The sequence below is a fragment of the Bradyrhizobium sp. CCBAU 25360 genome, from assembly GCF_028128695.1.
Classification (GTDB): domain Bacteria; phylum Pseudomonadota; class Alphaproteobacteria; order Rhizobiales; family Xanthobacteraceae; genus Bradyrhizobium; species Bradyrhizobium ottawaense.
Genome location: NZ_LBJA01000043.1, coordinates 247,420 through 274,370, shown reverse-complemented (window position 1 = coordinate 274,370; position 26,951 = coordinate 247,420). Strand labels below are relative to the sequence as shown.

Annotated in this window: 24 protein-coding genes; 20 read left to right on the top strand and 4 right to left on the bottom strand. The window is 65.6% G+C overall.

Annotated features, from left to right (window positions below; genetic code table 11):
- Window positions 1-96: 96 nt before the first annotated feature.
- From XH81_RS28305 to XH81_RS28295, 3 genes are all read left to right on the top strand, one after another.
- A complete protein-coding gene (locus tag XH81_RS28305) occupies window positions 97-1,884 on the top strand; it encodes an ATP-binding protein (protein ID WP_049801734.1) in 1,788 nt (595 codons plus the stop codon).
- Window positions 1,881-3,239 carry a sigma-54-dependent transcriptional regulator gene (locus tag XH81_RS28300; protein WP_028141619.1) on the top strand — a complete coding sequence of 453 codons (1,359 nt, stop codon included), beginning with the start codon at window positions 1,881-1,883 and terminating at the stop codon, window positions 3,237-3,239. The genes XH81_RS28305 and XH81_RS28300 overlap by 4 nt, the downstream gene beginning before the upstream one ends.
- 283 nt (window positions 3,240-3,522) lie before the next feature.
- Window positions 3,523-4,794: an MFS transporter gene (locus XH81_RS28295; RefSeq protein WP_028141618.1), complete on the top strand. Its 1,272-nt coding sequence runs from the start codon at window positions 3,523-3,525 to the stop codon at window positions 4,792-4,794.
- Window positions 4,795-4,825: 31 nt separating this feature from the next.
- On the opposite strand, the gene XH81_RS28290 is transcribed toward XH81_RS28295, so the two are convergent.
- Window positions 4,826-5,152, bottom strand: a complete 327-nt coding sequence (locus tag XH81_RS28290) for a hypothetical protein (RefSeq protein WP_028141617.1) — start codon at window positions 5,150-5,152, stop codon at window positions 4,826-4,828.
- Between the two features lie 234 nt (window positions 5,153-5,386).
- Window positions 5,387-5,611, bottom strand: a complete 225-nt coding sequence (locus XH81_RS28285; RefSeq protein WP_028141616.1) for a hypothetical protein — start codon at window positions 5,609-5,611, stop codon at window positions 5,387-5,389.
- 264 nt (window positions 5,612-5,875) lie between these two features.
- On the opposite strand from XH81_RS28285, the gene XH81_RS28280 reads away from it, so the two are divergent.
- The 5 genes from XH81_RS28280 to XH81_RS28260 all read left to right on the top strand — a co-directional run bounded on the left by XH81_RS28280 (window position 5,876) and on the right by XH81_RS28260 (window position 10,707).
- Window positions 5,876-6,835: an N-carbamoyl-D-amino-acid hydrolase gene (locus XH81_RS28280; protein ID WP_028141615.1), complete on the top strand. Its 960-nt coding sequence runs from the start codon at window positions 5,876-5,878 to the stop codon at window positions 6,833-6,835.
- Between the two features lie 1,103 nt (window positions 6,836-7,938).
- Window positions 7,939-8,559 (top strand): TetR/AcrR family transcriptional regulator, encoded by a 621-nt coding sequence (locus tag XH81_RS28275; protein WP_038972646.1) that lies wholly within the window; start codon window positions 7,939-7,941, stop codon window positions 8,557-8,559.
- A 52-nt stretch (window positions 8,560-8,611) separates the two neighbouring features.
- Window positions 8,612-9,805 (top strand): MFS transporter, encoded by a 1,194-nt coding sequence (locus XH81_RS28270; RefSeq protein WP_028144075.1) that lies wholly within the window; start codon window positions 8,612-8,614, stop codon window positions 9,803-9,805.
- A gap of 146 nt (window positions 9,806-9,951) precedes the next feature.
- The gene (locus tag XH81_RS28265; protein ID WP_028144074.1) at window positions 9,952-10,371 is read left to right on the top strand and encodes a hypothetical protein; all 420 of its coding nucleotides are present in this window, start codon (window positions 9,952-9,954) and stop codon (window positions 10,369-10,371) included.
- A gap of 138 nt (window positions 10,372-10,509) precedes the next feature.
- On the top strand, window positions 10,510-10,707 hold the full coding sequence (locus XH81_RS28260) for a hypothetical protein (protein WP_028144073.1): 198 nt from the start codon (window positions 10,510-10,512) through the stop codon (window positions 10,705-10,707).
- 14 nt (window positions 10,708-10,721) lie between these two features.
- Here the strand turns inward: XH81_RS28260 and XH81_RS28255 are convergent, their stop codons facing one another.
- Window positions 10,722-11,954, bottom strand: a complete 1,233-nt coding sequence (locus XH81_RS28255; RefSeq protein WP_271596442.1) for a class I SAM-dependent methyltransferase — start codon at window positions 11,952-11,954, stop codon at window positions 10,722-10,724.
- A 152-nt stretch (window positions 11,955-12,106) separates the two neighbouring features.
- Between XH81_RS28255 and rfbC the strand changes: the two genes are divergently transcribed.
- A complete protein-coding gene (rfbC, locus tag XH81_RS28250) occupies window positions 12,107-12,631 on the top strand; it encodes a dTDP-4-dehydrorhamnose 3,5-epimerase (protein WP_271596441.1) in 525 nt (174 codons plus the stop codon).
- Window positions 12,628-13,524, top strand: coding sequence for an NAD-dependent epimerase/dehydratase family protein (locus tag XH81_RS28245; protein ID WP_271596440.1), 897 nt, complete (start codon window positions 12,628-12,630; stop codon window positions 13,522-13,524). The genes rfbC and XH81_RS28245 overlap by 4 nt, the downstream gene beginning before the upstream one ends.
- Before the next feature lie 229 nt (window positions 13,525-13,753).
- Here XH81_RS28245 and XH81_RS28240 read toward each other — a convergent pair whose 3' ends face one another.
- Window positions 13,754-14,731 (bottom strand): LysR family transcriptional regulator, encoded by a 978-nt coding sequence (locus XH81_RS28240; RefSeq protein ID WP_028144069.1) that lies wholly within the window; start codon window positions 14,729-14,731, stop codon window positions 13,754-13,756.
- A 118-nt stretch (window positions 14,732-14,849) separates the two neighbouring features.
- Between XH81_RS28240 and XH81_RS28235 the strand changes: the two genes are divergently transcribed.
- The 10 genes from XH81_RS28235 (at window position 14,850) to XH81_RS28190 (ending at window position 26,828) form a co-directional block, all read left to right on the top strand.
- A complete protein-coding gene (locus tag XH81_RS28235) occupies window positions 14,850-15,887 on the top strand; it encodes a class 1 fructose-bisphosphatase (RefSeq protein ID WP_038972649.1) in 1,038 nt (345 codons plus the stop codon).
- Between the two features lie 12 nt (window positions 15,888-15,899).
- The gene (locus XH81_RS28230; RefSeq protein WP_018321765.1) at window positions 15,900-16,775 is read left to right on the top strand and encodes a phosphoribulokinase; all 876 of its coding nucleotides are present in this window, start codon (window positions 15,900-15,902) and stop codon (window positions 16,773-16,775) included.
- Between the two features lie 16 nt (window positions 16,776-16,791).
- The gene (tkt, locus tag XH81_RS28225) at window positions 16,792-18,810 is read left to right on the top strand and encodes a transketolase (protein WP_097668742.1); all 2,019 of its coding nucleotides are present in this window, start codon (window positions 16,792-16,794) and stop codon (window positions 18,808-18,810) included.
- Window positions 18,811-18,822: 12 nt separating this feature from the next.
- Window positions 18,823-19,908 (top strand): class II fructose-bisphosphate aldolase, encoded by a 1,086-nt coding sequence (fba, locus tag XH81_RS28220; protein ID WP_028144066.1) that lies wholly within the window; start codon window positions 18,823-18,825, stop codon window positions 19,906-19,908.
- Between the two features lie 38 nt (window positions 19,909-19,946).
- A complete protein-coding gene (locus tag XH81_RS28215; RefSeq protein ID WP_028144065.1) occupies window positions 19,947-21,407 on the top strand; it encodes a form I ribulose bisphosphate carboxylase large subunit in 1,461 nt (486 codons plus the stop codon).
- A gap of 11 nt (window positions 21,408-21,418) precedes the next feature.
- On the top strand, window positions 21,419-21,826 hold the full coding sequence (locus XH81_RS28210) for a ribulose bisphosphate carboxylase small subunit (protein WP_028144064.1): 408 nt from the start codon (window positions 21,419-21,421) through the stop codon (window positions 21,824-21,826).
- Between the two features lie 99 nt (window positions 21,827-21,925).
- The gene (gene cbbX, locus XH81_RS28205) at window positions 21,926-22,858 is read left to right on the top strand and encodes a CbbX protein (RefSeq protein WP_097668741.1); all 933 of its coding nucleotides are present in this window, start codon (window positions 21,926-21,928) and stop codon (window positions 22,856-22,858) included.
- A complete protein-coding gene (gene rpe, locus XH81_RS28200) occupies window positions 22,855-23,592 on the top strand; it encodes a ribulose-phosphate 3-epimerase (protein WP_038972651.1) in 738 nt (245 codons plus the stop codon). Before cbbX ends, rpe begins: the two co-directional genes overlap by 4 nt.
- Window positions 23,593-23,802: 210 nt before the next feature.
- Window positions 23,803-24,954: an FIST signal transduction protein gene (locus XH81_RS28195; RefSeq protein ID WP_028144061.1), complete on the top strand. Its 1,152-nt coding sequence runs from the start codon at window positions 23,803-23,805 to the stop codon at window positions 24,952-24,954.
- 2 nt (window positions 24,955-24,956) lie between these two features.
- Entirely contained in the window at window positions 24,957-26,828 is a 1,872-nt protein-coding gene (locus XH81_RS28190; RefSeq protein ID WP_240536467.1) for a putative bifunctional diguanylate cyclase/phosphodiesterase, read from the top strand.
- The last annotated feature ends 123 nt before the right edge of the window (window positions 26,829-26,951 follow it).

The window sequence follows — 26,951 nt, the reverse complement described above, 5'->3', positions numbered from 1 at the left end:
GCATTCCCCCAGCAGCCCCTTTTCCGCGCGGCGGTCCCCTCGGGCGCCGGTCGCGCGATATGCTACCTAGCGATATCGTCCCGGTCCGGAGCCCAGATGCAAACTCCTCGTCCAGCTCTGCTGCGGCACACGCTGACGGGCGCTCTCGCGCTTGCGGCGATCGCGGCGGTGGGCTGGCTGGCCTACGTTCTCGCGCTGGATGCAGGGTTTGCGCGCATGCAGCGGGAGGGCAATGACCGGCTTGCGCTGATTGCAAGCACCTTCGACGCGACCGTCGCGCGCTATCGCTATTTGCCGGCGGTTCTGTCGCTCGCCGATCCCATCCGCGAGCTCTACCGCGATCCCCATGACGCATCGGCGACCGCCGCCGCGAATCGCTACCTCAAATCGCTCAACCAGGGAGCTCGATCGGCCGAGCTGTATGTCCTCGACAGCACCGGTCTCGCTCTGGCGGCGAGCAATTTCGACCAGGATTCGAGTTTCGTCGGGCACAATTACGCGTTCCGCGCCTATTTCGTGGACGCCATGCGCGCCGGCGAGGGCCATTACTACGCCGTCGGCGCCACCACGGGACAGCCCGGCTATTTCCTGTCGCATCGGATCGTGGAGGGCGGCAAAACCCTCGGTGTCGCCGTGGTCAAGATCGATCTCGGTTCGCTCGAGTCCGACTGGGCGCGGGCGGGCGACCTCGTGGCGATGGAGGACGAGAACGGCGTGATCTTCCTCGCCAGCCGCGAGGACTGGAAATATCGTCCGCTGCTCCCGGTGCCGGCGGAGCGGCTCGCAGAGCTGAACGCCGCACAGCAATTCGGTCAGGCGATCGACGCCGCTCCAATCTTCGTGCCCGAGCGCGATCGGCAGCGCATCCAGATCGGTCGCGCGCGCGGTCGCGGTAATGCCGAGCTCGGGGAATACGCCCTTCAGGTCCATCCGCACGACCAGGGCTGGAAGCTGCTCCTGTTCTCGGACGTCGCGGATGCCAAGCGCAGTGCGGCGACCGTCGCGATCGCGAGCGTCCTGGCTCTCGTCGCCGCGCTGCTGGTCGTGCTGGTTGCCTGGCAGCGGCGGCAGGCCATCAGGGCGAAGCTCGAGGCGCATGACGTTCTCGAGCGGCGCGTGGCCGAGCGCACGGAAGAGCTGCGCCGGACCATGGAAAGCCTGGTGCAGAGCGCCAAGCTCGCGAGCCTCGGCCAGGCGCTTGCCGGCGTCGCGCACGAGATCAACCAGCCGCTCGCGGCGCTGATCACCTATGTCGCGAGCAGTCGCGTCCTGCTCCGCCGCAACGAGGTCGATCGCGCGGCCGCCAACCTCGACCTGATGTCTTCGATCGCCGAGCGCATGATGGCACTGATCGATCACCTGCGCATGTTCGCGCGCAAGGAGACCGGGACGCGCAGCGCCGTAGAGCTCGCGCCTGTCATCGACAATGCGGTCCGCCTGCTGCAATACCGCATCGACCACGAGCATATCGAGGTGGTGCGCGAGGCGCCTGCCGAGCCGCTCCATAGCCTTGCCAATCCGATCCGGCTCGAGCAGGTCGTCGTCAATCTGCTGTCGAATGCGATCGATGCGATGCGCGATTGCGAGCGGCGGGTGCTCCAGGTCCGGCTCGGCCGCCGCGACGACAGCGCTGTGATCGAGGTCGGCGACACCGGCGCCGGCATCGTACCCGAGCACCTCAAATCGCTGTTCGACCCGTTCTTCACCACCAAGGAGATCGGCGAGGGGCTTGGCCTCGGGCTTTCGATTTCGTACGGAATCGTCAGGGAGTTCGGAGGAGATATCTTGGTGGAGAGCGCGCCGGGCAAAGGCTCGACTTTCAAGGTCGTCATTCCGGTCGTGGATGTCGCGCCGGTTTTCCAGCAATCGGAACTGCAGGCATGAGCGGGTCCTTGCTCGTCGTCGACGACGAGGAGATCGTCCGCAATTCGGTGCGGCAGTGGCTGGAGCTGGGCGGGTTCACGGTCCGGGTTGCCGCGGGCGCGGACGAGGCCATGCGCCTCGTGAAGGAAACTCCGCCCGACGCCGTGCTGACCGATTTTCGCATGCCGCAGCGATCCGGGCTCGAGTTGATGCGCGACATTCGCCGCGCCGATCCTGATATTCCCGTCGTGCTCCTGACCGCGCATGGCGACGTGCCTCTGGCGGTCGCTGCGATGCGCGAGGGCGCCTACGATTTCCTGCAGAAGCCTCATGATCCCGAGCTGCTCTCGGCAGTCATGACCCGCGCGATCGAGCGGCGACAGTTGAAATTGCAGCTTCGCCAGCTCTCGGATCGCCTCGCCGCGCCCGGCGAGATCGATGCCCGCCTGATCGGCCTGTCGAAGCCGATGGTCGCGGTGCGCGCCAGCGTGCTCGAGCTCGCCGGTCACGATCGCGACGTTATCGTCACCGGCGAGACCGGAACCGGCAAGGAGGTGGTGGCGCGGGCCCTGCACGATTTCGGTCCGCGCGCGAAGGCGCCTTTCGTTGCCGTGAACTGCGCCGCGATCCCGGCCGAATTGTTCGAAAGCGAATTGTTCGGCCATGAGGCCGGCGCCTTCACCGGCGCACGTGGCGCCCGCATCGGAAAGTTCGAGCACGCGAGCGGCGGCACGCTGTTGCTCGACGAGATCGAAAGCATGCCGCTTCCGTTCCAGGCCAAGATCCTGCGGGCGCTGCAGGAGCGCGCGATCGAGCGGGTCGGGTCCAACAAGCTGCTGCCGGTCGACGTTCGCGTCATCGCGGCAGCCAAGGGTGATCTCGCGGCCGACAGCCGCCAGGGGCGCTTCCGCTCCGACCTTTACTTCCGTCTTGCGGCGGCGGAGGTCCACCTGCCGGCGCTGCGCGAGCGCGGCAATGACGTTCTGCTGCTGTTCGAGCATTTTGCCGCCGCTGCCGCCCAGGGCGCGGGCCGCACGATGTCGCCGCTGCGGGCGGACGATCTCGATGCGCTGCTCGCCCATGACTGGCCTGGCAATGTGCGCGAGCTGAAGAACGTCGCCGAACGCTATGCGCTGGGACTGGTCGCGACCGGTCGCAGCGTCGCCGAGATCCTTCGACGCGGCGAACCGGGAGCGCCGCAGCGGTCGCTCGCCGACCGCGTTGCGGCCTACGAGCGTGCGCTGATCGAGGCCGCCTTGCGCGAGCATGACTGGTCGATTGCCGCCGTCACCGAGGAGCTCGGCGTGCCGCGCCGGACGCTGAACGAGAAGATGGCGAAATACGCGCTGGCGCGGCCCGGCCGCAAGGAGCCCTGAGCCGGCGATTGATCGGCGGAAATCCGCCGATGTCGACATTCGCATCGGCGGATTCTTGCCGACGCTCCCGCCCTCGCGTGGTCGTCCTCCTCAAAAACTGCTCAATTTACGGCAATTCCCGCCGTTTTCGCGTGCCGCTCCCGATTGGCACGGCCGTTGCTGAAGCAGCGCCGAAACCATCCGGTTTTCCAATAAATCTGCGGAGGACGTCGTGAGTTCACAGGAAGCCACAATTCAGACTGTCGGAGCGCCCGTCACGGAGCAGCGTGCCGATATCACCGACATGAAGCGCCGGTTGCGCGCGATCTTCGTCGGCTCGGTCGGCAATCTCGTCGAGTGGTACGATTTCTACGCCTATGCGGCGTTCTCCCTGTATTTCGCCAAGGCGTTCTTCCCTGATGGCGACGAGGTGGTGCAGCAGCTCAATGCGGCGCTGCTGTTTGCTGCGGGCTTCCTGGTGCGCCCGCTCGGCGGCTGGATGTTCGGCCATCTGGCCGATCGCTATGGCCGGCGCAACGCGCTGACGCTGTCCGTCGTGATGATGTGCTTCGGGTCGCTGATCATTGCGGTGACACCGACTTATGCTTCGATCGGTCTGGCCGCTCCCGTCATCCTCGGCCTCGCGCGGGTCCTGCAGGGGCTGAGCCTCGGCGGCGAATACGGCACCAGCGCCACCTATCTCAGTGAGGTCGCCGACGAGAAGAATCGCGGCTTCTACTCCAGCTTCCAGTACGTGACCCTGATCGGCGGGCAGCTCTGCGCCATCCTCGTGCTGCTTCTCCTGCAGAAGGTGTTTCTCTCGACTGAGGAGATCCGGGCCTGGGGCTGGCGCGTGCCGTTTGCGTTCGGTGCCGTGCTCGCGGTCGTCGCGGCCTTGATGCGGAGCAATCTGCACGAAACCGACGCCTTCAAGAGCAGCCAGGCCGCGGTGAAGAAATCCAGCTCGATCCGCGCGCTGCTGAACTACCCGCGTGAGCTAATGCTCGTGGTGGGGCTGACCATGGGCGGCACGGCGGCGTTCTACACCTACACCACCTATATGCAGAAATTCCTCCGCCTGTCGGTGAAGCTGACCGACGACCAGACCACCATGGTGACAGCGGGAAGCCTCGTCTTCGCGATGGTGCTGCAACCGGTCTACGGTGCGATCTCCGACCGCATCGGGCGCAAATGGCTGCTGATCGGCTTCGGCGTATCCGGCACGTTGTTCACCATTCCCTTGCTGACGACGCTGCAGGCCACGCACGATGCATTTTCCGCCTTCCTGCTGATCGCCGCCGCCTGGATGATCGTGTCGGGCTATACCGCGATCAATGCGGTGGTGAAGGCGGAACTGTTTCCGACCAGCGTACGCGCAACGGGCGTCGGGGTGCCCTATGCGCTGACCGTCTCGATCTTCGGCGGTACCGCCGAATCGATCGCGTTATGGTTCAAGTCGATCGGCCACGAAAGCTGGTTCTACTGGTATCTGACCGGCTGCATCGCGGTTTCGCTGCTGGTCTATCTGACGATGCGCGACACCAAGGCGACCTCCGCGATGGATCGTCACGAATAGGTCGGGGTCCCCGGGCGGGCGGTGGGGTTCCTCACCGCCTTGCCACCACCACCCCCACCAGAAACGCCACCAGCAGCGCCGGCAGCGGCGCTTCGCGCACCATGCCGCGAACGATGTCGGGCCAGTGCTGTTCGGGGACGAGTCTTGGGGACCTGACTTCAGGCGTCGCAGGTATGTCCCAGCTCGACGCGAGTTCGGCGATCTCGCTTTGCGCGAGACGCACGCCGTCACGCACCCGGAAGATCGCAGCCTCCGATTGCTCCCGCGGCGCGAGCGCCGTCAGCGTCGCGATCGCCGTGCGTAGCGTCATCTCGCCAAAACCTTGCAGCCTCACCTGCTCCTCGGGATCGGACGTCATGCGAAATCCCTTACAGCGCGAAATGGCGCGCGAGGGCGAAGGCCGCCGTCGCGCACAGGACCAGCGTGGATACCGCGCCGGCCACGCCGCGCGCGAGATGGGTTCGCGTCAGGTGCCTGGTCATGATCGTGCTCCATGCTCTCATGGAAATGACGGCGAGAGAGGTTGGTTCCTCGCGCGACTGAGAGGGAGCGACGGGTTTCGCTGGCGCCAACGCCGAATCGCCAGGGGTGACTACTTCCGCAGCAACTCGCTCAATGCCGCCGTCGCCTCGGCGCAGCGGATGTCGTCGATCTCGCGGGACAGGCTGAGCGCGCTCGCTCTCAGTTCCTCGAGTTTCCAGCTCTCCGGATGCTGGTTTTCGAGTTGACCGAGACGCTTGTTCAGATCGTCCAGTCTCGACTGGAGCTGCCCGATGCTGGCATCTCCATTCACTTTCCAAACGCGTTGTGCACGCATCGTCGTTCCCCTGCTAGTCTCACGGCCTTGTGAGAGCGGTTCGTGGCCGGAATGGGAGTTTGTTTTGTCCGGCTTCAGATCGCGGGGAACCGTTGCAGATTCGCAACGTTTTGATGCGCGGGCGCCGGCCGCTGCACAATGATACCCGTAGGCATGGAATTTGATTGTGCCTCATCGCGACGATGGGTCGAGCCGGCCTGTGCGCGCGGTGCGCTGCTAGATAGGCTCAGGCCCGATGCACTCCGGAAGACGAGGGAATGAGGCGTGGCGAGATCCGTAACTATCGCAGCCGGCCAGCTTGGCCCGATCGCAAGGACCGCGAGCAGGACGGAAGTTGTCGCCCGGCTGATGGCCTTGATGCGCGAGGCGAAAGCCTGCGGCTGCGATCTGATCGTCTATCCCGAGCTTGCGCTGACGACGTTTTTTCCGCGCTGGTATTTTGAGGATCAGGCCGAGATCGACAGTTTTTTCGAGCGCGAGATGCCGGGGCCGGAGACGCGTGCCCTGTTCGATCTCGCCCGCGAGATCGGTATCGGCTTCTATCTCGGCTATGCCGAACTGACGGTCGAGGCCGATGTCGTCAGGCGCTACAACACGTCCATTCTGGTCGACAAGAGCGGCGCGATCGTCTCGAAGTATCGCAAAGTCCATCTGCCCGGCCATGCCGAGCCCGAGCCGTGGCGGAAATTTCAGCATCTGGAAAAGCGCTACTTCGAGCCGGGCAGCGGTTTTGGCGTGACCGAGGCCTTCGGCGGCGTGATGGGCATGGCGATCTGCAACGACCGTCGCTGGAGCGAGACCTACCGGGTGGTGGGCCTGCAGGGCGTCGAGATGGTGCTGATCGGCTACAACACGCCGGTGCACAATCCGCCCGCGCCCGAGCATGACGATCTCTCGCTGTTCCACAACCATCTGGTGATGCAGGCCGGCGCCTACCAGAACGGCACTTTCGTGGTCGGCGTCGCCAAGGCCGGCGTCGAGGAGGGCGTGGATCACATCGGCGGCAGCTGCATCATCGCGCCCTCGGGCGAGATCATCGCGCGATGCACGACCAAGGGCGACGAGATCGCGCTGGCGCGCTGCGATCTCGACCTCTGCAACTCCTACAAGCGCACCACCTTCAATTTCGACCTTCACCGCCAGCCGCAGGCTTATGGGATGATCGTGGAACGGAAGGGCGTGACGACGACGGCGCATGGGATGCCGGTGTTGCGGAAGGGGTGATCTCCATCCTGACGACCGTGCAGGATGACGGAGCGGTAGAGGGCTGTGTCGCCCTCTGTCAATGCGCCTCGCCAAAAATATTCCACTTTACCGAAATTCGGTTTCGGCGTATGTTTCGCCCATCCCGGCTTGACCTTGAGGGGCGATCGCGCGTCGTCACGTTTCGCGAGCCGGGTTGCGGTGGACGCGGCAGCGTCGGCACGAGATGGTAGCGGGCAGGGCGGGTAGTCCCTGTGAGCCCGAAACCGCGTGCGGACGAGCGACGCTGAACGCGTACGGCAAAACCGTGTGGTCCTGGCCGTCGTTGCTACGGTCAAGTCCTGCGAAGGTGCGAGCGAGCCCAACCGGGCAGACTGCATCATCCAATTCGCGGGAGCGAGGGAGGCCAGAAGGAAAGTTCGGCTCCCGGGAGATCACGGCATAAGCCGTCCGACCATCGCGCAGGGAAGGCCGAGTGATCGGCACCACCTGTATGCTGCTGTGCGGTTCTTCCTGCGTGTGCATTTCGCGCAGCGGACCGCGGGTGCGAACCGGCACCCGGCCTTCCCTGCGCCCTCTTGGATTGGAGGGTGGAGAGTTGAAGCAAAGCTCGGGCGAAATCCGCCGCGAGGACGCGAAGGCGTGTCTGTGAGCTGAGCTGCGTGCCACAAACTCGATATCGTAGGGTGGGCAAAGCGCAGCGTGCCCACGTCTTGTTGCTTATGGAGAGAGATCGTGGGCACGGCGCTATGCGCCTTTGCCCACCCTACGGCACTGCGCACTTGGAGAACGAGCCATCGCCTCATACACCGTCATTGCTTCGTCGCTAGAGCTCGTCGCGATGACGGTGGAGAGGGCGATCGCCGCACTCCGCTCGCGTGCCCCGGACGCAGCGCAGCGCTCGGGCGATGCGAAGCATCGTCCGGGGCGGTGCGCTGCAGAGCCGGGGCCCATCCATCCGCATCGCGCCCTGTCGCCTTCTGGGTCCCGGCGCTGCGCCGCAACGCTTCGCGTTGCTGCTTGTCCGGGACACGAGGCCCGGGGCCTGCTTATCCGACCACCCGATCTCCCCCATCACAACCAATTGTCTTTATTAGGAAACAATCATTCCCTATTATCCCGCAATGCAAAAAGCCGCCCGCCGATCGCCGTCTGCCGCCCGTCCGCCCGGTCGTCCCCGGGAATTCGACATGGATACGGCGCTGGACCGCGCCGTGCGGGTGTTTCGTGAGCGCGGCTATCATGCGACCTCCATCGGCGACCTTACCGCGGCGATGCGGCTGGCGACGGGGAGCATCTACAAGGCGTTTCGCGACAAGCATGCGGTGTTCCTGGCTGCCTTCGAGCGCTATACGGCGCTGCGCCAAGAGCAGACCCGCAGCGCCGCCCGGCGCGGCACAAACGGCCGCGATCGGGTCCGCAATTTGCTGCTGTCCTATGTGGAGCAGTCCCAGGGCGCCGAGGGACGGCGCGGCTGCCTCGTGGTCGGCAGCGCGGTCGAATTGTCGGCGGTCGATTCCGTCGTCGCCGCCCGCGTCGCCGCGCAGCTCGAGACCAACGAAGATTTCATCGCCGGCCTCATTCGCGAGGGGCAGGCCGACGGCTCGATTCCCGGTCATGTCGCGGCCGACGACACCGCGCGGCTGATGATCTGCATCACGCAGGGCCTGCGTGTCGTCGGCAAGGCGCGCCTGCCGCTCGACGGAGCCCGCCTCGTCGGCGTCGCGATGAAACTGCTCGCCTGAATTTGTGTCCTATTAGGGAACGATCATTCCCGATTCTCGGAGACTATGCGTCATGACGATGAATGCCACGATCGAGACCGCGCCCGAACCGGATGCGGTGTCGCAGCGCCTGACCTTCGTGCTTGCCGCGGCCTGCGGCATGATCGCGGCCAACATCTACTACGCGCAGCCGCTGATCGCCCCGATCAGCGCCGCGCTCGGCCTGTCGCACGCAGCTAGCGGGCTGATCGTCACCATGACGCAGATCGGCTACGGCACCGGGCTGCTGCTGATCGTGCCGCTCGGCGATCTCGTCGAGAACCGTATCCTGATCTGCTCCGTCATCACGCTCGGCGCGGCGGCCCTGCTCGCCGCCGCGTTCGCCACCCATGCGTTGCCGTTCCTGATCGCCGCGCTGTTCATCGGCCTCGGTTCGGTCGCGGTTCAGATCATCATTCCCTATGCCGCGCATCTGGCGCCGGAAGCCATCCGCGGCCGTGTCGTCGGCAACGTCTCGACCGGCCTGATGCTCGGCATCATGCTGGCGCGTCCGGTGTCGAGCTTCGTCACCTCGGCGCTGTCGTGGCACGCGGTGTTCTTCGCCTCCGCCGCGCTGATGATCGTGCTGACGGCCGTGCTCTGGATGACGCTGCCGAACCGCAAGCCGGTGACGCGGATGCACTATGGCGAACTGTTGCTGTCGATGCCGCATCTGGTGCGGGCGACGCCGCTGCTGCGGCGCCGGGCGCTCTACCAGGCCAGCCTGTTCGGCTGCTTCACCCTGTTCTGGACGGTGGCACCGCTCCAGCTCGCCGACGCGTTCGGCTTCACCCAGCGCGGCATCGCGCTGTTTGCGCTGGCCGGCGTGGCCGGCGTGTTCGCGGCGCCCATCGCCGGACGGCTCGCCGATCGCGGCCATAGCCGCATCGCGACGCTGGTCGCGATGCTGCTCGCGGCCGGGGGCTTCCTCGTGACCTATCTCGGCGCGCCCGGCTCGATGCTGAACCTGGTCTGTCTGGTCGCGGCGGCAATTGCCATCGACGTCGGCGTCCAGGGCAATGTCGTGCTCGGCTTCCGCGCCATCTTCGCGCTCGGGCACGAGCACCGCAGCCGCCTCAACGGCCTCTACATGGCGACGTTCTTCACCGCCGGCGCGGCCGGCTCCGCGGTCGGCGCCTGGGCTTTCGCGCAAGGCGGCTGGACGCTCGCATCGGCCATCGGCCTCGCTCTGCCCGTCATCGGCTTGCTCTATGCGGCGACCGAATAGCCGCCGGCCACAGCAATTGTGCGATGCGGCCGTTTACCGGGCCGCGGGAGGCAGCCGGGTGATGCAATTTGCATCTCGCGATTCCGGTGCTGCTGTAGTACTTTGGTCTCAAGCAGGCCCGGTTAATGGGCGGCAGGGGGAGGCTGATGAGGCGTGCGGGGCTGTTTGGCGTACCGCGGGTACGGCCATGGTCGTGGCAGGCGTTTCTGCTCGGATGCGTCGTTGTCGCCATGTCGGCTGCGTTTCAGGGCATTTGCGTTGCGCTCGGCGCAAAGCTCTATTTTGCAGCGTTCCTGCCCGGCCTGTTCATACTCGGCATCGTTGCGGGCACGCCGGCGGCGGGGTTTGCCGCGCTGTTCACCATTCCCCTGGTGTGGTGGGCGTTCATTCCGCCCTTCTTCGAGTTCAACGCGCTGAGCAACGCAAATACCGATTCCATCAACCTGTTCTGCCTGCTCGCGGTGCTGCTGATTGGCCTCGCCGATCTCTGCCGCGAGACCATGAGGATCGTCAGCCAGGGCGGGTTGAAGTCCCCGGGCGAGAGCGCGGCAACGAATCCGCAATAATTCGCCTTTGCCCGGCCGTGCACGTTGCGTCCGCGCAACAGTCCGGCAACCATCCGCAAGCTTGCCGCGCGCCGCTAACTTTTCGAAAAAGATTTGGCCGCAGTTTCTCCCCCGGGAATGACGAGGGAGTTTTCGGACATGAACGGTCAAGCCATCTTGGAGAATGTGCGCCGCTATCGCGGCATCGCATCGCTTTATCGCCAGACCGCTGCGTTCCGCCCGGGCCAGAGCTGGTCGCTGCTGGAGCAGGCGAGCGATTGGGAAGCGCGGGCGTTGTCGGAGCTGGAAGCCTATTTCGCGTTGCGCGCGGACTACGCCGCTCCGCTCGCAGCCTGATTGTTAACCATCGCTCACGATATGATGGTCAGATCGGGTGCGGGCACCACGAATCGTCCGCCCCAGGCGCGAACTTCCGCCAGCTGGGCGATGATCTCGTCCTTCAGATTCCAGGGCAGGATGAAGACGTAATCGGGCCTGGCCGCGATCAGGGCGGCGGGATCGCGGATCGGCAGATGCGATCCCGGAAGCAGCAGGCCCTGCTTATGCGGATTGCGGTCCACGGTGAACGGAATCAGCTCGCGCGTGATGCCGCAATAATTGAGCAGCGTGTTGCCCTTCGCGGGCGCGCCATAGGCCAGCACCGACTTGCCCGCGCGCCGCGCCGCGACGAGAAAGTCGCGGATCGTCTCGCGCTTGGCCGCCACCTTGGCCTGGAAATCACGATAGCTCGCCGGCTGGTCGAGCCCTGCCAGGGTCTCGCGCCGGCGCAAGCTCTCGAGTGTGGGCGAAGGGCTCTGAGGCGCAGCCTCGGCGCAGACATGCAGGCGCAGCGAGCCACCATGGGTCGGCAACTCGTCCACGTCGAAGACGCGCAACGCGTGTGCGCGAAACACCCTCTCGAGGGTCGCGAGCGAGAAGTATGACAGATGCTCGTGATAGATCGTGTCGAACTGGATGCCTTCGATCAGGTGCAGCAGATGCGGAAGCTCCAGCGTCGCGCGCCCGGTCTCGGGCAGGAGAATCCGCAGGCCCGCAACGAAATCGTTGATGTCGGGGACGTGCGGCAACACGTTGTTGGCAACGATCAGCTCGGGCCTGTGGCCTTCCGTGCGCAGCGCGGTCGCGACGTCGCGGCCGAAATAGCAGATCCGGGTCGGAATCCCCTTGGCGATCGCAGCGGCCGCCGGACCGCTGGCCGGCTCGATTCCGAGCGCACGGATGCCGGCGCGCAGGAAATATTGCAGCAGATATCCGTCGTTGCTGGCGATCTCGATCACCTCGGACGCTGCGCCGAGCTTCGCACGGACGATCATCTCGGCGGCATAGCTCTCCGCATGAAGCAGCCAGCTCTCGGAATAGGACGAATAATAGAGATACTGCTCGAAGATGTTGGCCGCCGGCTCGAATTGTGGAAGCTGGACCAGTCCGCAGGCGCGGCACACACGGGCATGCAGCGGATAGGTCGGCTCGGCGGGATCGGCCCGCTCGGGCGGCAGATAAGAATTCGCCAAAGGCGACAGGCCGAGATCGACGAAGGTCTCGTCGAGCTCCCGCGCGCAAAAGCGGCATCGGTGCCTGTCCATGAACGGATCGTCCCGTTGTGCCGTCGTGCCGCGGCTGTTAGTGAATTCTCTCAAGCCACGGAAATTCCGACAACGTTGCGCATGATGCAACCCAAAAGGCGTTTCGGTGAACCGACGTTCGCAACGGCGGCGTCGCGGTGCGGGGGCCCGGGATGAAGTTCACTGCATTGGCGCTGCCAGGCGTGGTTGAAATCGGCATCGAACCGGAGACCGACGCGCGCGGATTCTTCGCCCGGCTGTTCGATGCTGAGGCCTTCGCGGCGCAGGGCCTGCCGACGCATTTCGCGCAACACAGCCTCTCGCATAACGAGCGCGCCGGCACGTTGCGCGGCCTGCACTACCAGGCCGGCCGGCCGGAGGCCAAGCTGGTGCGGTGCGTTGCCGGCCGCGCCTTCGACGTGATCGTCGATCTGCGCCGGTCGCTGCCGACCTACGGACAATGGTGCTCGGTCGAGCTCGCCGCCGATCGCCGCAATGCCGTGTTCATCCCCGCCGGATGCGCGCACGGCTTCCAGACGCTCACTGAGGGCACCGAGCTGATGTATTGCATCGATGTGCCCTATGACGCGCAAGGCGCGGCCGGCATTCGCTGGGACGATCCATCGCTCGCGATCGACTGGCCGCTTGCCGATCCTATTCTGTCCGCGCGCGACCGCGCGCTGCCGTGTCTCGCATGAGGCGGGTGTTGGTCACGGGCGCGTCCGGCTTCGTCGGTCGTGCGCTGTTGCCTGTGCTGACTGGTCGCGGCTTCGAGGTGCACGGCGTCGCGCGCGCGACTCAATCGGCGGTGGCCGGTGTGACATGGCATGCGGCCGATCTCCTCACCGAAGCCGGCCGCGTACATGCGCTGTCGGCATCGCGGCCGACGCATCTCGTTCATCTCGCATGGGAGGTGCGGCCGGGCCGCTATCGCGAGGATCCCGTCAACCGGTTGTGGGCCGAGGCGAGCATTGACCTGTTGTCACGTGCGCGAGCCCGCGGCACCCAGCGCATCCTCGGCATCGGAAGCTGCCTCGAATACGGACCGCAGAGCGGCCCGTGCGAGGAGCAGGTGAGTCAATGCCGTCCCACGACACTGTACGGACAAGCCAAGCTCGCGACGGCCGAAGCCTATATCGCGGCAGGCGCCGCCTGGGGCCGCGTGTTTGTCCCGTTCGGGCCGCACGAGCCCGAGGCGCGCCTGATCCCCTCGCTGATCCGGCGCCTTCGCGCGGGACAGCATTTCGATTGCTCGCATGGCGGGCAGCTTCGCGATTTCGTCTATGTCGATGACCTCGCGCAGATGATCGCCGCCGTGCTCGACAGCGAGCTCTCCGGCGTCGTCAATCTCGCCAGTGGCGAGACGCGCAGCCTGCGCAGCGTGATCGAGCATGTCGCAGGTCTCCTCGAAGCACGCCATCTGGCCAGGTTCGGCGCCGTCGATGCAACGGGCATCGACGCCGAGCCGATCATTGCCGCCGACGTCCGCCGCCTCCGCGGCGTGACTGCAGGCGTGCCGGTCGTCGGATTCCAGGAGGGCGCCGCGCGCGATGTTGCGTGGTGGATCGACCGTCAGCCGGGGAGGGGATGACGTGCGGTCTCCTCGCAACAGGCCGGCGGCAAGCGGCACCTGTGGCAATTACGGAGTTGTCTGGCTGCCCGCCTGTGCTAGCAACGGGCCGACCGAAATCTCCCTCACGTCGGCCGGGGCAAGCGATGATCACGTTCAACCGCATCTTCACGACGGAGCGTCTGCTCCAGATCATCGTGATTCTGGCGGCGACGGTTGCCATGAAGCTGATGAGCTGAGCGCGGGCGGATCATCGTCCGCCGAACTCGGGCACGTCGGGCAGATAGTTCGACCCTTCCGAGCCCAGAAAATCGAACATCGCCTGCGCCGGCGGCAGCAGCACCTTGTCGCTGCGGCGGATCACGTACCATTGCCGCACGATCGGCAGGCCCGCGACGTCGAGCACGATGAGTCGGCCCTCGGTCAGCTCATGCGCCACGGTGTGGGCCGAGATGAAGGCGATGCCGAGCCCGGCGATCACGGCCTGCTTGATGGTCTCGTTGCTGCTCATCTCCATGCCGATGATCGGCTCGAGGTCGGACTTCTGGAACATGCCCTCCATCAGCGTCCGCGTGCCCGAGCCGGGCTCGCGAGTGAGGAAGGTCTCGTGGACGAGGTCGGTCAGGTTGAGGCCGGAATCGTTCTCCAGCCAGTGCCCCTTGCGCGCGACGATGATGTGCGGATTGCGCCCGAGCTGGCGGACGTCGACCGTGACGTCGGCCGGTGGCCGACCCATCACCGCGAAATCGAGGTCATAGCCGTGCATGGCCTCGCGGATCTCCTCGCGGTTGCCGATGGTGAGCTTGATCTCGATCTTGGGGTACCGCTTGGAGAACGCCGCGATCGCGTGCGGCACGAAATATTTCGCGGTCGAGACCGCGCCGAGATGCACGGTGCCGCCGGTCCGCCCGGCGAGCAGGTCGAGCGCGCCCTGGCAGTCCATGATGGCGGCCTCGACCCGCTCGGCCAGCGTCAAGACCTCCTTGCCCGCCTCCGTCAGCAGCATGCCGTCGCCGGTCCGCTGCACCAGCGGCAGGCCGGCGAGATCCTGAAGCTGGCGGAGTTGCTGGGTCACGGCCGGCTGGGTCAGCCCGAGATGCCCGGACGCCGCCGTCACGCTGCCTTTGGCCGAGAGCGCCGCAAGCGAGCGCAGCTGCCGGATCGTCAGATGCCGGAGCTGGGCCGCCGCATGGCTGGGGCCATTATAAGAAAATTCTTTGACGCTCATTATGAATAGAAATTTTCCTTATTAAGCCGCCCCTGTCAATCTCCTGATGCCGGGACCGACCGTACCGACCTCCAGAGGGGAGGGAACTGGATACGGCGCCGGCAAAGGGGATGCGCAGATGACCGGGCAATTGAGGCTGGACGACCACCTTCAACGGTATTCGGAGACCGCACCTCATGCGCTCGCCGTGGCGGCCGCGGTCGATGCCATCGCGGCAGCGGCCATCGAGATCGCCGACCTGATCGCCACCGGAGATCTCGCGGACGCCTCCGGCCTGACCACCGGCCGCAACAGCGACGGCGACGTCCAGCGCGATCTCGACGTGCAGGCGGACGCGATCCTGCGCCGCTGCCTCAGCAAGCTGCCGGTCGCCGCGCTCGCCTCGGAAGAAATGCGCGAGGCCCAGATCGGCGATCGTGAGGCGAAGATCTGCATCGCGATCGATCCGCTCGACGGCTCCTCCAACATCGACATCAACATGACGGTCGGCACGATCTTCTCGATCCTGCCCGCGCCCGACGACCTCTCGCTTGCCTTCCATCAGCGCGGCTCGGCGCAGCTCGCGGCGGGCTTCGTCACCTACGGGCCGCAGACCTCCCTGGTGCTGACGCTCGGCGAAGGCGTCGACATCTTCACGCTCGATCGCAAGGCGGGTTGCTTCCGCCTCGCGCGCAGCGGCGCGCAGATCGCCGAGGCCTGCGAGGAGTTCGCGATCAACGCGTCGAATCGCCGGCACTGGGATTCGCCGGTGCGTGCCTTCGTCGACGAGTGCCTCGCCGGCGTCGACGGGCCAGCCAATCACGATTTCAACATGCGCTGGGTCGGCTCGCTGGTCGCCGAGGCCTATCGCATCCTCACCCGTGGCGGCATCTTCCTCTATCCCTCGGACGCGCGTGCCGGCTATGGCGACGGCCGCCTGCGTCTGACTTACGAAGCGCATCCGATGGCCATGATCATCGAGCAGGCCGGCGGCTCCGCCACGACGGGGCGCGAGCGCATCCTCGATCTCTCGGCGCAGAGCCTGCATCAGCGCGTGCCGCTGATCATGGGCTCGAGCAACGAGGTGCGCCGCGTCGAGGAACTGCATTGCGATCCGCTGCTGGTTGCCAGTGTCTCAGCGCCGCTGTTCGCGCGGCGCGGATTCTTCCGGCTGTAAGGAGGGCATCCGATGTCCAGGAAGCATCCGATCATCTCCATCACCGGCTCCTCCGGCGCCGGCACCACCTCGGTCAAGAAGACCTTCGAGCAGATATTTTTCCGCGAGAAGGTCAACGCGGCCTACATCGAGGGTGACGCCTTCCATCGCTACGACCGCGCCGAGATGCGCGCGCAGATGGCGAAGGAGGCCGATCGCGGCAACAAGCATTTCAGCCATTTCAGCCCCGAGACCAACCTGTTCGAGGAGCTGGAGCGCGCGTTCCGCGATTATGGCGAGACCGGCACCGCGACGACACGGCACTACGTGCATGACGCCGAGGAGTCCGCGCTGCATGGCGCGGCGCCCGGCACCTTCACCGACTGGAAGCGGCTGCCGGAGAATTCGGACCTGTTGTTCTACGAGGGCCTGCATGGCGCCGTCGTCACCGACAAGGTCAATGTCGCGCGCTATGCCGACCTCAAGATCGGCGTCGTGCCGGTCATCAATCTCGAATGGATCCAGAAGCTGCACCGCGACCGCAGTGCGCGGGGTTATTCGACCGAGGCCGTCACCGACACCATCCTGCGGCGGATGCCCGACTACATCCACTACATCTGCCCGCAATTCACCGAGACCGACATCAACTTCCAGCGCGTGCCGACGGTGGACACCTCCAATCCGTTCATCGCGCGCTGGATCCCGACGCCGGACGAGTCGATGGTGGTGATTCGCTTCAAGAACCCGCGCGGCATCGACTTCCCCTATCTGCTCTCGATGCTGCCGCAGAGCTGGATGTCGCGCGCGAACTCGATCGTGTGCCCCGGCGCTAAGCTCGATCTCGCGATGCAGCTGATCCTGACGCCGCTGATCATGCAGCTGATCGAGCGCAAGCGCAGCTTGAAGTGAACGAGGAGAGAATCCAATGAACATCTCGGTTCATGCCGAAGCCGACCTCACGGCGGTCACGCACAACGATCTCGCCAATGCCGTCCGCTTCCTCGCGGTCGACGCCATCGAGACCTCGCAGTCGGGTCATCCCGGCCTGCCCATGGGCATGGCGGATGTCGCAACCGTGCTGTTCTCGCGGTTCCTGAAGTTCGACTCGGCGCACCCCAACTGGCCGGACCGCGACCGCTTCGTGCTGTCGGCGGGCCATGGCTCGATGTTGCTCTATGCGTTGCTGCATCTGACCGGCGGCGACGTCAGCCTCGACGACATCAAGGCATTCCGGCAATGGGGCTCGAAGACGCCGGGCCATCCGGAATATGGTCACACGCCGGGCGTCGAGATGACGACGGGGCCACTGGGGCAGGGGATCGCAACCGCGGTCGGCATGGCGCTCGCCGAGCGGATGGCCAACGCGCGACATGGCGACGGCCTCGTCGATCATTTCACCTATGTGATCGCGGGTGACGGCTGCCTGATGGAGGGCCTCAGCCAGGAAGCGCTCTCGCTCGCCGGGCATCTCGGGCTTGGCCGCCTGATCGTGCTGTTCGACGACAACGGGATCTCGATCGACGGGCCCACCTCGCTGGCGACGTCCGACGACCAGCTCGCGCGTTTCGCCGCCTCCGGCTGGTCGGTGCGCAGCATCGACGGCCACGATCCCGAAGCGATCGCGCAGGCGATCGCAGAGGAGCGAGAGACCGCAAAGCCGTCGCTGATCGCCTGTCGCACCATCATCGGCTACGGCGCGCCTGATCGGCAGGGCACGGAGAAAGCCCATGGTGCGCCGCTCGGCACCGAGCAGACCGCGGCCGCGCGCCGGACGCTGGGTTGGGATTATCAGCCCTTCGTGGTGCCTGTCACGGTCCAGAAGGCGTGGCGGATGATCGGGCAACGCGGCCAGGTCGATCGGCTCGCCTGGCTCGATCGCTATGAATGCGCGACGGCCGAGCAGCGCGACATGTTCGTCGAAGGCAAGGCGGTTGCCCTGCCGGCCGCCTACGCGCTGGCCGCGGCGAAGTTGCGCGAACGCTTTGCGTCCGAGCGTCCGAAGCTCGCGACGCGGCAGGCCTCGCAACAGGTGCTCGACGGCATCGCCGGGACGATTGCCGGCCTGGTCGGCGGCTCCGCTGACCTGACGCATTCGAACCTCACGCACGCCAAGCTGCAAGTCCCCGTCAAGCGCGGGACGTTCGCCGGCGACTACATCCACTACGGCATTCGCGAGCACGGCATGGCCGCCGCGATGAACGGCCTCGCTCTGCATGGCGGCTTCATCCCGTACGGTGGCACGTTCCTCGCGTTCTCCGATTATAGCCGGCCCGCGATCCGCCTTGCGGCCCTGATGCGGCTGCGCGTCATCCATGTGATGACCCACGATTCCATCGGCCTCGGCGAGGACGGCCCGACGCACCAGCCTGTCGAGCATCTTGCCGCGTTGCGGGTGATCCCGAACCTGCTGGTGTTCCGTCCCGCCGACGCGGTGGAAACGCTGGAAGCCTGGGATTGCGCACTCAATTCCGAAGACCGCCCCTCCGTGCTGTGCCTGTCGCGGCAGGCGTTGCCGACCTTCCGTAGCGATGCGCGTGGCAGAAACCGCGTCGCACACGGCGCCTATCTCGTCGTCTCGCCGGACGGCGGACGCGACGTGACGCTGATCGCAACCGGTTCGGAAGTGTCGATTGCACTGGAAGCCGCCCGCCTGCTTGCGACCGAGCACATTCGTGCGGCCGTGGTGTCCGCGCCTTGCTTCGCCCTGTTTGAGGAGCAGCCGAACGACTACCGCGCCACCGTGCTCGGTACCGCGCCGCGTGTCGGAATCGAGGCTGCCGTGCAGGGCGATTGGGCGCGCTGGCTCGGCGCTGAGGGCGAATTCGTCGGCATGCGCGGCTTCGGCGCCTCGGCGCCGGCGCCGGTGCTGTACCGCGAATTCGGCATCACACCGCAAAGCATTGCGGAAGCCGCCCGCCGGGCGGTCGCTCGCAAGCGACAATAAGGAGGACTTCTCGTGGCCCGTATCACACTTCGCCAACTGCTCGACCACGCGGCCAGCCATGGCTATGCGGTGCCGGCGTTCAACATCAACAATATGGAGCAGGGCATCGCGATCATGCAGGCGGCGGCCGAGGTCGACGCGCCCGTGATCATCCAGGCCTCGCGCGGCGCGCGCAGCTACGCCGGCGATCTCATGCTCTCGCACATGATCGACGCGCTGGAGCGGACCTATCCGGACATCCCGCTTTGCATGCACCAGGACCACGGCAATGACGAAGCGACCTGCGCCTCCGCCATCGCCCATGGCTTCACCTCCGTCATGATGGACGGCTCGCTCAAGGCCGACGCCAAGACGGCGGCCGATTACGATTACAACGTCGCGATCACCCGCCGCGTCGTCGATCTCGCCCACTGGGTCGGCGCCTCCGTCGAAGGCGAGCTCGGCGTGCTCGGCTCGCTCGAGCACGGCGGTGGCGAGCAGGAGGATGGCCACGGCGTCGAGGGTACGGTCAGCCACGACCAGCTCCTGACCGATCCCGACCAGGCGGTCGACTTCGTTCGTGCCACCAAGGTCGATGCGCTCGCCATCGCGATGGGCACCTCGCACGGCGCCTACAAGTTCAGCCGCAAGCCGGATGGCGACATCCTGGCGATGCGCGTGGTCGAGGAGATCCATCGCCGCTTGCCTAACACGCATCTGGTGATGCACGGCTCCTCGTCGGTGCCGCAGCCGCTGCAGGACATGTTCAACCAGTTCGGCGGCGAGATGCCGCAGACCTGGGGCGTGCCGGTCGAGGAGATCGTCCGCGGCATCAAGAGCGGCGTGCGCAAGGTCAATATCGACACCGACTGCCGCCTCGCGATGACGGCCGTGTTCCGCAAGGTCGCCGCGCAAACGCGTTCCGAGTTCGACCCGCGCAAATTCCTCAAACCGGCGATGGACGCGATGCGCGAGCTCTGTCGCGACCGTTTCGAGCAGTTCGGGACCGCGGGCCATGCCAGCAAGATCAAGGTCATTCCCTTGAGCGAGATGGCGCGGCGCTATCGCGCCGGCGAGCTCGATCCGCGCGTCGATGCCCGCGAGCCCGTTGCGGCCTAGTCAATCGGAAACAACAGAGAAAACAGCAGGAGAGAGACATGAACGCACATACCGGCACGGTCCGCGGCAAAGAGCGCTATCGCTCGGGCGTCATGGAATACAAGCGCATGGGCTATTGGGAGCCCGACTACACGCCAAAGGACACCGACGTCATCGCGCTGTTTCGCGTCACGCCCCAGGAAGGCGTTGACCCGATCGAAGCGTCCGCGGCCGTCGCCGGTGAATCTTCGACCGCGACCTGGACCGTGGTGTGGACCGATCGCCTGACCGCGGCGGAGAAATATCGCGCAAAATGCTACCGCGTCGATCCGGTGCCGGGCACGCCGGGCTCGTATTTTGCCTACATCGCCTATGACCTCGACCTGTTCGAGCCGGGTTCGATCGCGAACCTCTCGGCCTCGATCATCGGCAACGTGTTCGGCTTCAAGCCGCTCAAGGCGCTGCGGCTGGAAGACATGCGTTTCCCTGTCGCCTATGTGAAGACCTTCCAGGGACCGGCGACCGGCATCGTGGTCGAGCGCGAGCGGCTCGACAAGTTCGGCCGGCCGCTGCTGGGCGCGACCGTGAAGCCGAAGCTCGGGCTTTCAGGCCGCAACTACGGCCGCGTGGTCTACGAGGCGCTGAAGGGCGGCCTCGACTTCACCAAGGACGACGAGAACATCAACTCGCAGCCCTTCATGCACTGGCGCGACCGTTTCCTCTACTGCATGGAGGCCGTGAACCGCGCGCAGGCGGCCTCCGGCGAAGTGAAGGGCACCTACCTGAACATCACCGCCGGCACGATGGAGGACATGTACGAGCGCGCCGAGTTCGCCAAGGAGCTCGGGTCGTGCATCGTCATGATCGACCTCGTGATCGGCTACACCGCGATCCAGTCGATGGCCAAATGGGCGCGGCGCAACGACATGATCCTGCATCTGCACCGCGCCGGTCACTCGACCTATACGCGGCAGAAGAGCCATGGCGTGTCGTTCCGCGTCATCGCCAAATGGATGCGGCTCGCGGGTGTCGATCACATCCATGCCGGCACGGTGGTCGGCAAGCTGGAAGGCGACCCCAACACCACGCGCGGCTATTACGACGTCTGCCGCGAGGACTTCAACCCGACCAAGCTCGAGCATGGCCTGTTCTTCGACCAGAACTGGGCGAGCCTGAACAAGATGATGCCGGTCGCCTCCGGCGGCATCCATGCCGGCCAGATGCATCAGCTGCTCGACCTGCTCGGCGAAGACGTCGTGTTGCAGTTCGGCGGCGGCACCATCGGCCATCCCATGGGCATTGCGGCCGGTGCGATCGCCAACCGCGTGGCGCTGGAAGCGATGATCCTCGCCCGTAACGAGGGGCGCGACTACGTCCACGAAGGTCCGGAGATCCTGGCCAGGGCGGCCGAGACCTGCACGCCGCTGAAGGCTGCGCTCGAGGTCTGGAAGGACGTGACGTTCAACTATCAATCCACCGACACGCCGGACTTCGTGCCGACCGCGCTCGAAACCGTTTGAGGAGACGCAGCATGAAACTCACTCAGGGTTGCTTTTCGTTCCTGCCGGATCTCACCGACGATCAGATCTATAAGCAGGTGCAATATTGCCTCGGCAACGGCTGGGCGGTGAATATCGAATTCACCGACGATCCTCATCCCCGCAACACCTATTGGGAGATGTGGGGCCTGCCGATGTTCGACCTCCAGGACGCCGCCGGCGTGATGATGGAGCTCGCGGAGTGCCGCAGGGTGTATGGCAACAAGTACATCCGCATCAGCGGCTTCGATTCAAGCCATGGCTGGGAATCGGTGCGGATCTCCTTCCTCGTCAATAGGCCTCCGCATGAGGCGGAGTTCGAGCTGGTGCGGCAGGAAGTCGGCGGCCGCGCGATCCGTTACACCACCGTGCGCCGGCCGGCTGCGCACGCGCCAACGTAAGCCATCCGCTTCCGCGCGGAGCTCTCCCTGCTCCGCATCCTTGGCGGACCACTGCTTCGCCGCTCCCCCGCGGCGAAGCTCCTTTTCTTCGAGGTAACGATGCTGGATGTTCCCCACGCAACGACGACTGAGCCCGGCGAGACCCAATTCGATCTCCGCAAGGAAGCGGAAGCGGCCGGGATCACCGACACGCTGCAGCAGCTCGAGCAGGAGCTGATCGGATTGAAGCCGGTGAAGAACCGCGTGCGCCAGATCGCCTCTCTGCTGCTGATCGAACGCATCCGGCAGCGCGCGGGCCTGGCATCGGCTCCGCCGACGCTGCACATGTCGTTCACCGGCAATCCCGGCACCGGCAAGACGACCGTCGCGCTGCGCATGGCCAAGATCCTGCACGGGCTCGGCTTCGTGCGGCGGGGGCAGGTGATCTCGGTGACGCGCGACGATCTCGTCGGGCAATATATCGGCCACACTGCGCCGAAGACCAAGGAGATCCTGAAGAAGGCGATGGGCGGCGTGCTGTTCATCGACGAAGCCTATTATCTGCATCGCCCCGACAACGAACGCGACTACGGTCAGGAGGCCATCGAGATCCTGCTCCAGGTGATGGAGAACCAGCGCGAAGACCTCGTCGTGATCCTCGCCGGCTATGGCGAGCGCATGACGAGCTTTTTCGCGTCCAACCCCGGCTTCCGCTCGCGCATCGCCCATCACATCGAATTCCCTGATTATGCCGAAGCCGAGCTGCTCGTCATTGCCGAGCTGATGCTGAAGGAGCGGGGCTATCGCTTCTCGGCTGCGGCCCGCGAGGCGTTCGAGAAATACATCGCGCTGCGCCGGACCCAGCCGTTCTTCTCCAATGGGCGTTCGATCCGCAACGCCGTCGACCGCATCCGCTTGCGCCAGGCCGATCGCCTGGTGTCCGACCTCGACCGTATGCTCGATGTCGACGATCTCGAAACCATCGATCCCATGGACGTCCTGGCGAGCCGTGTCTTCAGCGGCGGCGCCGATGCGCGGAGTGCAAAGCCATGACCAGAGAGATCATCATCGCTCCCTCGATCCTGGCCGCGGATTTCGCGCACCTCGGCGAGGAGATCGCCGCAATCGACACGGCCGGCGCCGACTGGATCCATTGCGACGTCATGGACGGACACTTCGTGCCGAACATCAGCTTCGGTGCCGATGTCATCAAGGCGATCCGCCCGACGACGAAGAAGATATTCGACGTGCATCTCATGATCGCGCCTGTCGATCCTTATCTCGAAGCGTTCGCGAAGGCCGGGGCTGACGTCATCACGATTCATGCCGAAGCCGGCGCCCATCTCGACCGCTCGCTGCAGGCGATCCGTGCGCTCGGCAAGAAGGCCGGTGTCAGCCTGTGTCCCGCGACTCCCGAGAGCGCGATCGCCTATGTGCTCGACCGCATCGATCTCGTGCTGGTGATGACGGTCAATCCGGGATTCGGCGGCCAGTCCTTCCTCGAATCCCAGCTCGAGAAGATCGAACGGATCAAAGCCATGATCGGCGACCGGCCGATCCGGCTCGAGGTTGACGGCGGTGTCACGCGCGACAATGCCGCTGCCGTGGCGGCAGCGGGCGCTGATACGCTGGTGGCGGGCTCCGCGGTGTTTCGCGGCAAGAGCGTTGCCGAATATGCCGCGAATATCCAGGCCATCCGCGTCGCCGCCGAGACGGGCCGGGTTCCAAAGCGGCAAGATAATGCCGTGCAGCCGATGCGCCTCGGCGAAGGCGCGCGCACCCGGTAGATTACGGGCGGTCTCACTTAGGTGATTACGCCGACGTGTCGATCGCTTGGAGGGAACCGAAATTTTCCCGCAGTCCTACGGAGAATCCGGCGCGAGTCGGCATTAGCTTTCATGCCGGGGTAACCAACGGTGTCGAAGTAGACGCGTGATTAACGGCGACGCAATGCGCCGCTCCACAATCTGTGGTTCAAGGACTGCAGAGAGCGTGGGATGCACATTCAATATCGTCACTGGAATGCTGCCCATGGTTGGCGCGGAGCGGATGCCCTGCGCGAGCCGCCCCAGCTCGTGCTCTATTTCGGCAGCCGCGAGCAACTGGTGGACGGCAAACGTTATCGCGAGCTGCGCGGTCTTTATCCCGAGAGCCATATCGTCGGCTGCAGCACCGGCGGCCAGATCCACGGCGACGACATCTGCGATGACGAAGTCATCGCGGTCGCCTTGCGCTTCGCCCATACGCAAGTGCGGTTGGTGCAGGAGGTCGTCGAGACCCGCGATGCGTCGCGGGCCTGCGGTGCGCGCCTTGCCCGCCAGGCGCTGGCGGCCGATCTGGCGGGTCTGTTTGTCCTGTCCGACGGATTGGCGGTGAACGGCGGCGAACTGCTTGCCGGAATCACCGAGGTTCTGGGGCCGGATTTGCCGGTCACCGGCGGGCTCGCCGGCGACGGCACCCGATTTGAACAGACGATCGTCGGAGCCGACGCCGAGCCGTCGCCGAACCGCGTTGCCGCAATCGCATTCTACGGCGCCTCGTTCCGGCTCGCGCATGGCTGTGCCGGCGGCTGGGACGTGTTCGGCCCGCGTCGCAAGGTGACGAAGTCGGAAGGATCCGTGGTCGTGGAACTCGACGGGGAGCCGCCGCTCGACCTCTACACCCGCTATCTCGGGGAGGAAGAAGCCGAGGCGATGCCGGGTTCGGGTCTGGCATTCCCCTTGCGCATTCACGACGAGGCCGAGCCGGACCGGCAGATCGTGCGCTCGGTGTTCGCGGTGGATCGCAATGCCCGCACGCTGACATTCGCCGCCGACATTCCGGAAGGATGCACCGCGCAATTGATGCGCGCCAATTTCGACAGTCTTGCCGCCGGCGCCGGCGAGGCCGGCCGGCAGGCGCGCAGTGCACTTGCGGAGGGCGTTGACGGCGACAAGCTTGCCATCCTGGTGAGCTGTACCGGCCGCCGCAGGGTGATGGGGCAGCGCACGCAGGACGAGCTGGATGCCGTTGCCGCCGAGCTCGGCGAGGACGTCGTCCGGATCGGGTTCTACTCCTATGGCGAGATCGCTCCGCCGGCCGCGTCCGGCCGCTGCGAGCTGCACAACCAGACCATGACCGTCACCGTCATCGCGGAGGCGGCAGCTTGACCATGCACCGGCTGCTCGCAAGACAGATCCGCCAGTCGACGGACGAGTCCGGACAGGTCGACCTGACCAAGCTCTGCGAGCTCGTCGGTGCGGCCTACGAGGAGGGCGATCGCGATCGCCGCCGCACCGACCGTGCAATGAAGCTGATGATCGAGGAACTCGAACAGACGCACAAGCGCGCCGAACAGGATCTGCTGCGGGCGCGCGAATTCCTCGACAGCATCATCGAGAGCATCCCGATCGCGGTGTTTGCCAAGGATGCGAAGGATTCCCGCTACGTCCTGCTCAATCGCGCCGGCGAAGAGTATTACGGAATGCCGCGCGAGGCGATGCTGGGCAAGACTCCGCAGCAGATCTTTCCGGACCATATCGCCCGCGTCGTCAACGAGCAGGATCGCCGCGTCGTCGACAGCGGCGCGCCGATGTTCCTGGAGGGGCATCTGCTCGAGGTCGGCGTGAAGGGCCGCGATCGTCTCGTCAATTCGCGCAAGCTGCTGGTCAGGGACGGCAGCGGCGCGCCGCAATACCTGGTCGGCGTGATCGAGGACGTCACCGAGAGGATCACCAACGAGGCGCGGATCAGCCATCTTGCGCATCATGATGCGTTGACCGACCTGCCGAACCGCAGCGCCTTCAACGCCGTGCTCGGCGAACGGCTGGAGCGGGCGCAGGAGGCGGCGACCAGTTTTGCCGTGCTCAGCCTCGATCTCGACCGCTTCAAGGAAGTCAACGACGTGTTCGGCCACCCCGTCGGCGATCTGCTGATGCGGGCGGCGGCGGACCGGCTTGCCGAGGAAGCCGACGGCGCCTTCGTCGCCCGTATCGGCGGCGACGAATTCATGATCCTGATGCCCGACGACATCAGCCGCGATGACGTTCTGGCGCTCGCCGAACGCCTGGTCGAGACCATCGGCCAGGAGCTGGAGGTCGACGACTATCTCTCCCATGTCGGCCTCAGCGTCGGCATCGCGTTTTATCCGGACGACGGCGTGAATGCCGCCACGCTGCTCGCCAACGCCGACTCGGCGCTCTACCGTGCCAAGCGCGAGGGCAGGGGCCGGGTGCGCTTCTTCGAATCCGAGATGGACCAGGAGCTGCGCGACCGCAGGCTGTTGCAGCACGACCTGCGACTGGCGCTGGAGCAGAACCAGTTCCTGGTCTACTTCCAGCCGCAGGCGCGGGTGGATGGCGAGGTCATCGGCTTCGAGGCTCTGCTGCGCTGGAACCATCCGACCCGCGGCTTCGTGCCGCCGGACCAGTTCATTCCGCTCGCCGAGGAGAACGGGCTGATCGTCCAGATCGGCGAATGGGTCTTGCGCGAAGCGTGCCGCGAGGCGGCTTCCTGGCCGCGGCCGCTGCAGGTGGCCGTCAACCTGTCGCCGATCCAGTTCCAGGCCGGCGATCTCGAACGTTCGATCCACCAGATCCTGCTGGAGACGGGGCTGACGCCGACGCGGCTCGAGGTCGAGATCACCGAGGGCGTGCTGATCGGCGATTTCACCCGCGCGCTCAATCTGCTGCGGCGGCTGAAGGCGCTCGGCATCCGCATCGCGATGGACGATTTCGGCACCGGCTATTCCTCGCTGTCCTATCTCCAGTCGTTCCCGTTCGACAAGATCAAGATCGATCGCAGCTTCATCTCCAATCTCGAGGCGACGCCGCAATCGGCCGAGATCGTCCGCGCGGTCCTGAGTCTCGCGCACGCCCTGCGTATCCCGGTCATTGCCGAGGGGGTGGAGACGGAAGCGCAGCGTGCCTTCCTGGCGCGGGAGGCCTGCGAGGAGATGCAGGGCTATCTGGTCGGTCGGCCCGCCCTGATCGAGCGCTATCTTGACCTGGTCGGCGTGACCGTGGAGCGCCGGCTCTACGCCTAGCCTTCGGGTCCAAGGCGCGGTTCATTTGGAACTTTGGCCCGGACATATATTTCCTAGCAGCGAGCCGAGGCTAGGCGCAGCAAATCTTTTGCACAACCGCCATCGGCCTGACGCAAATCGGGG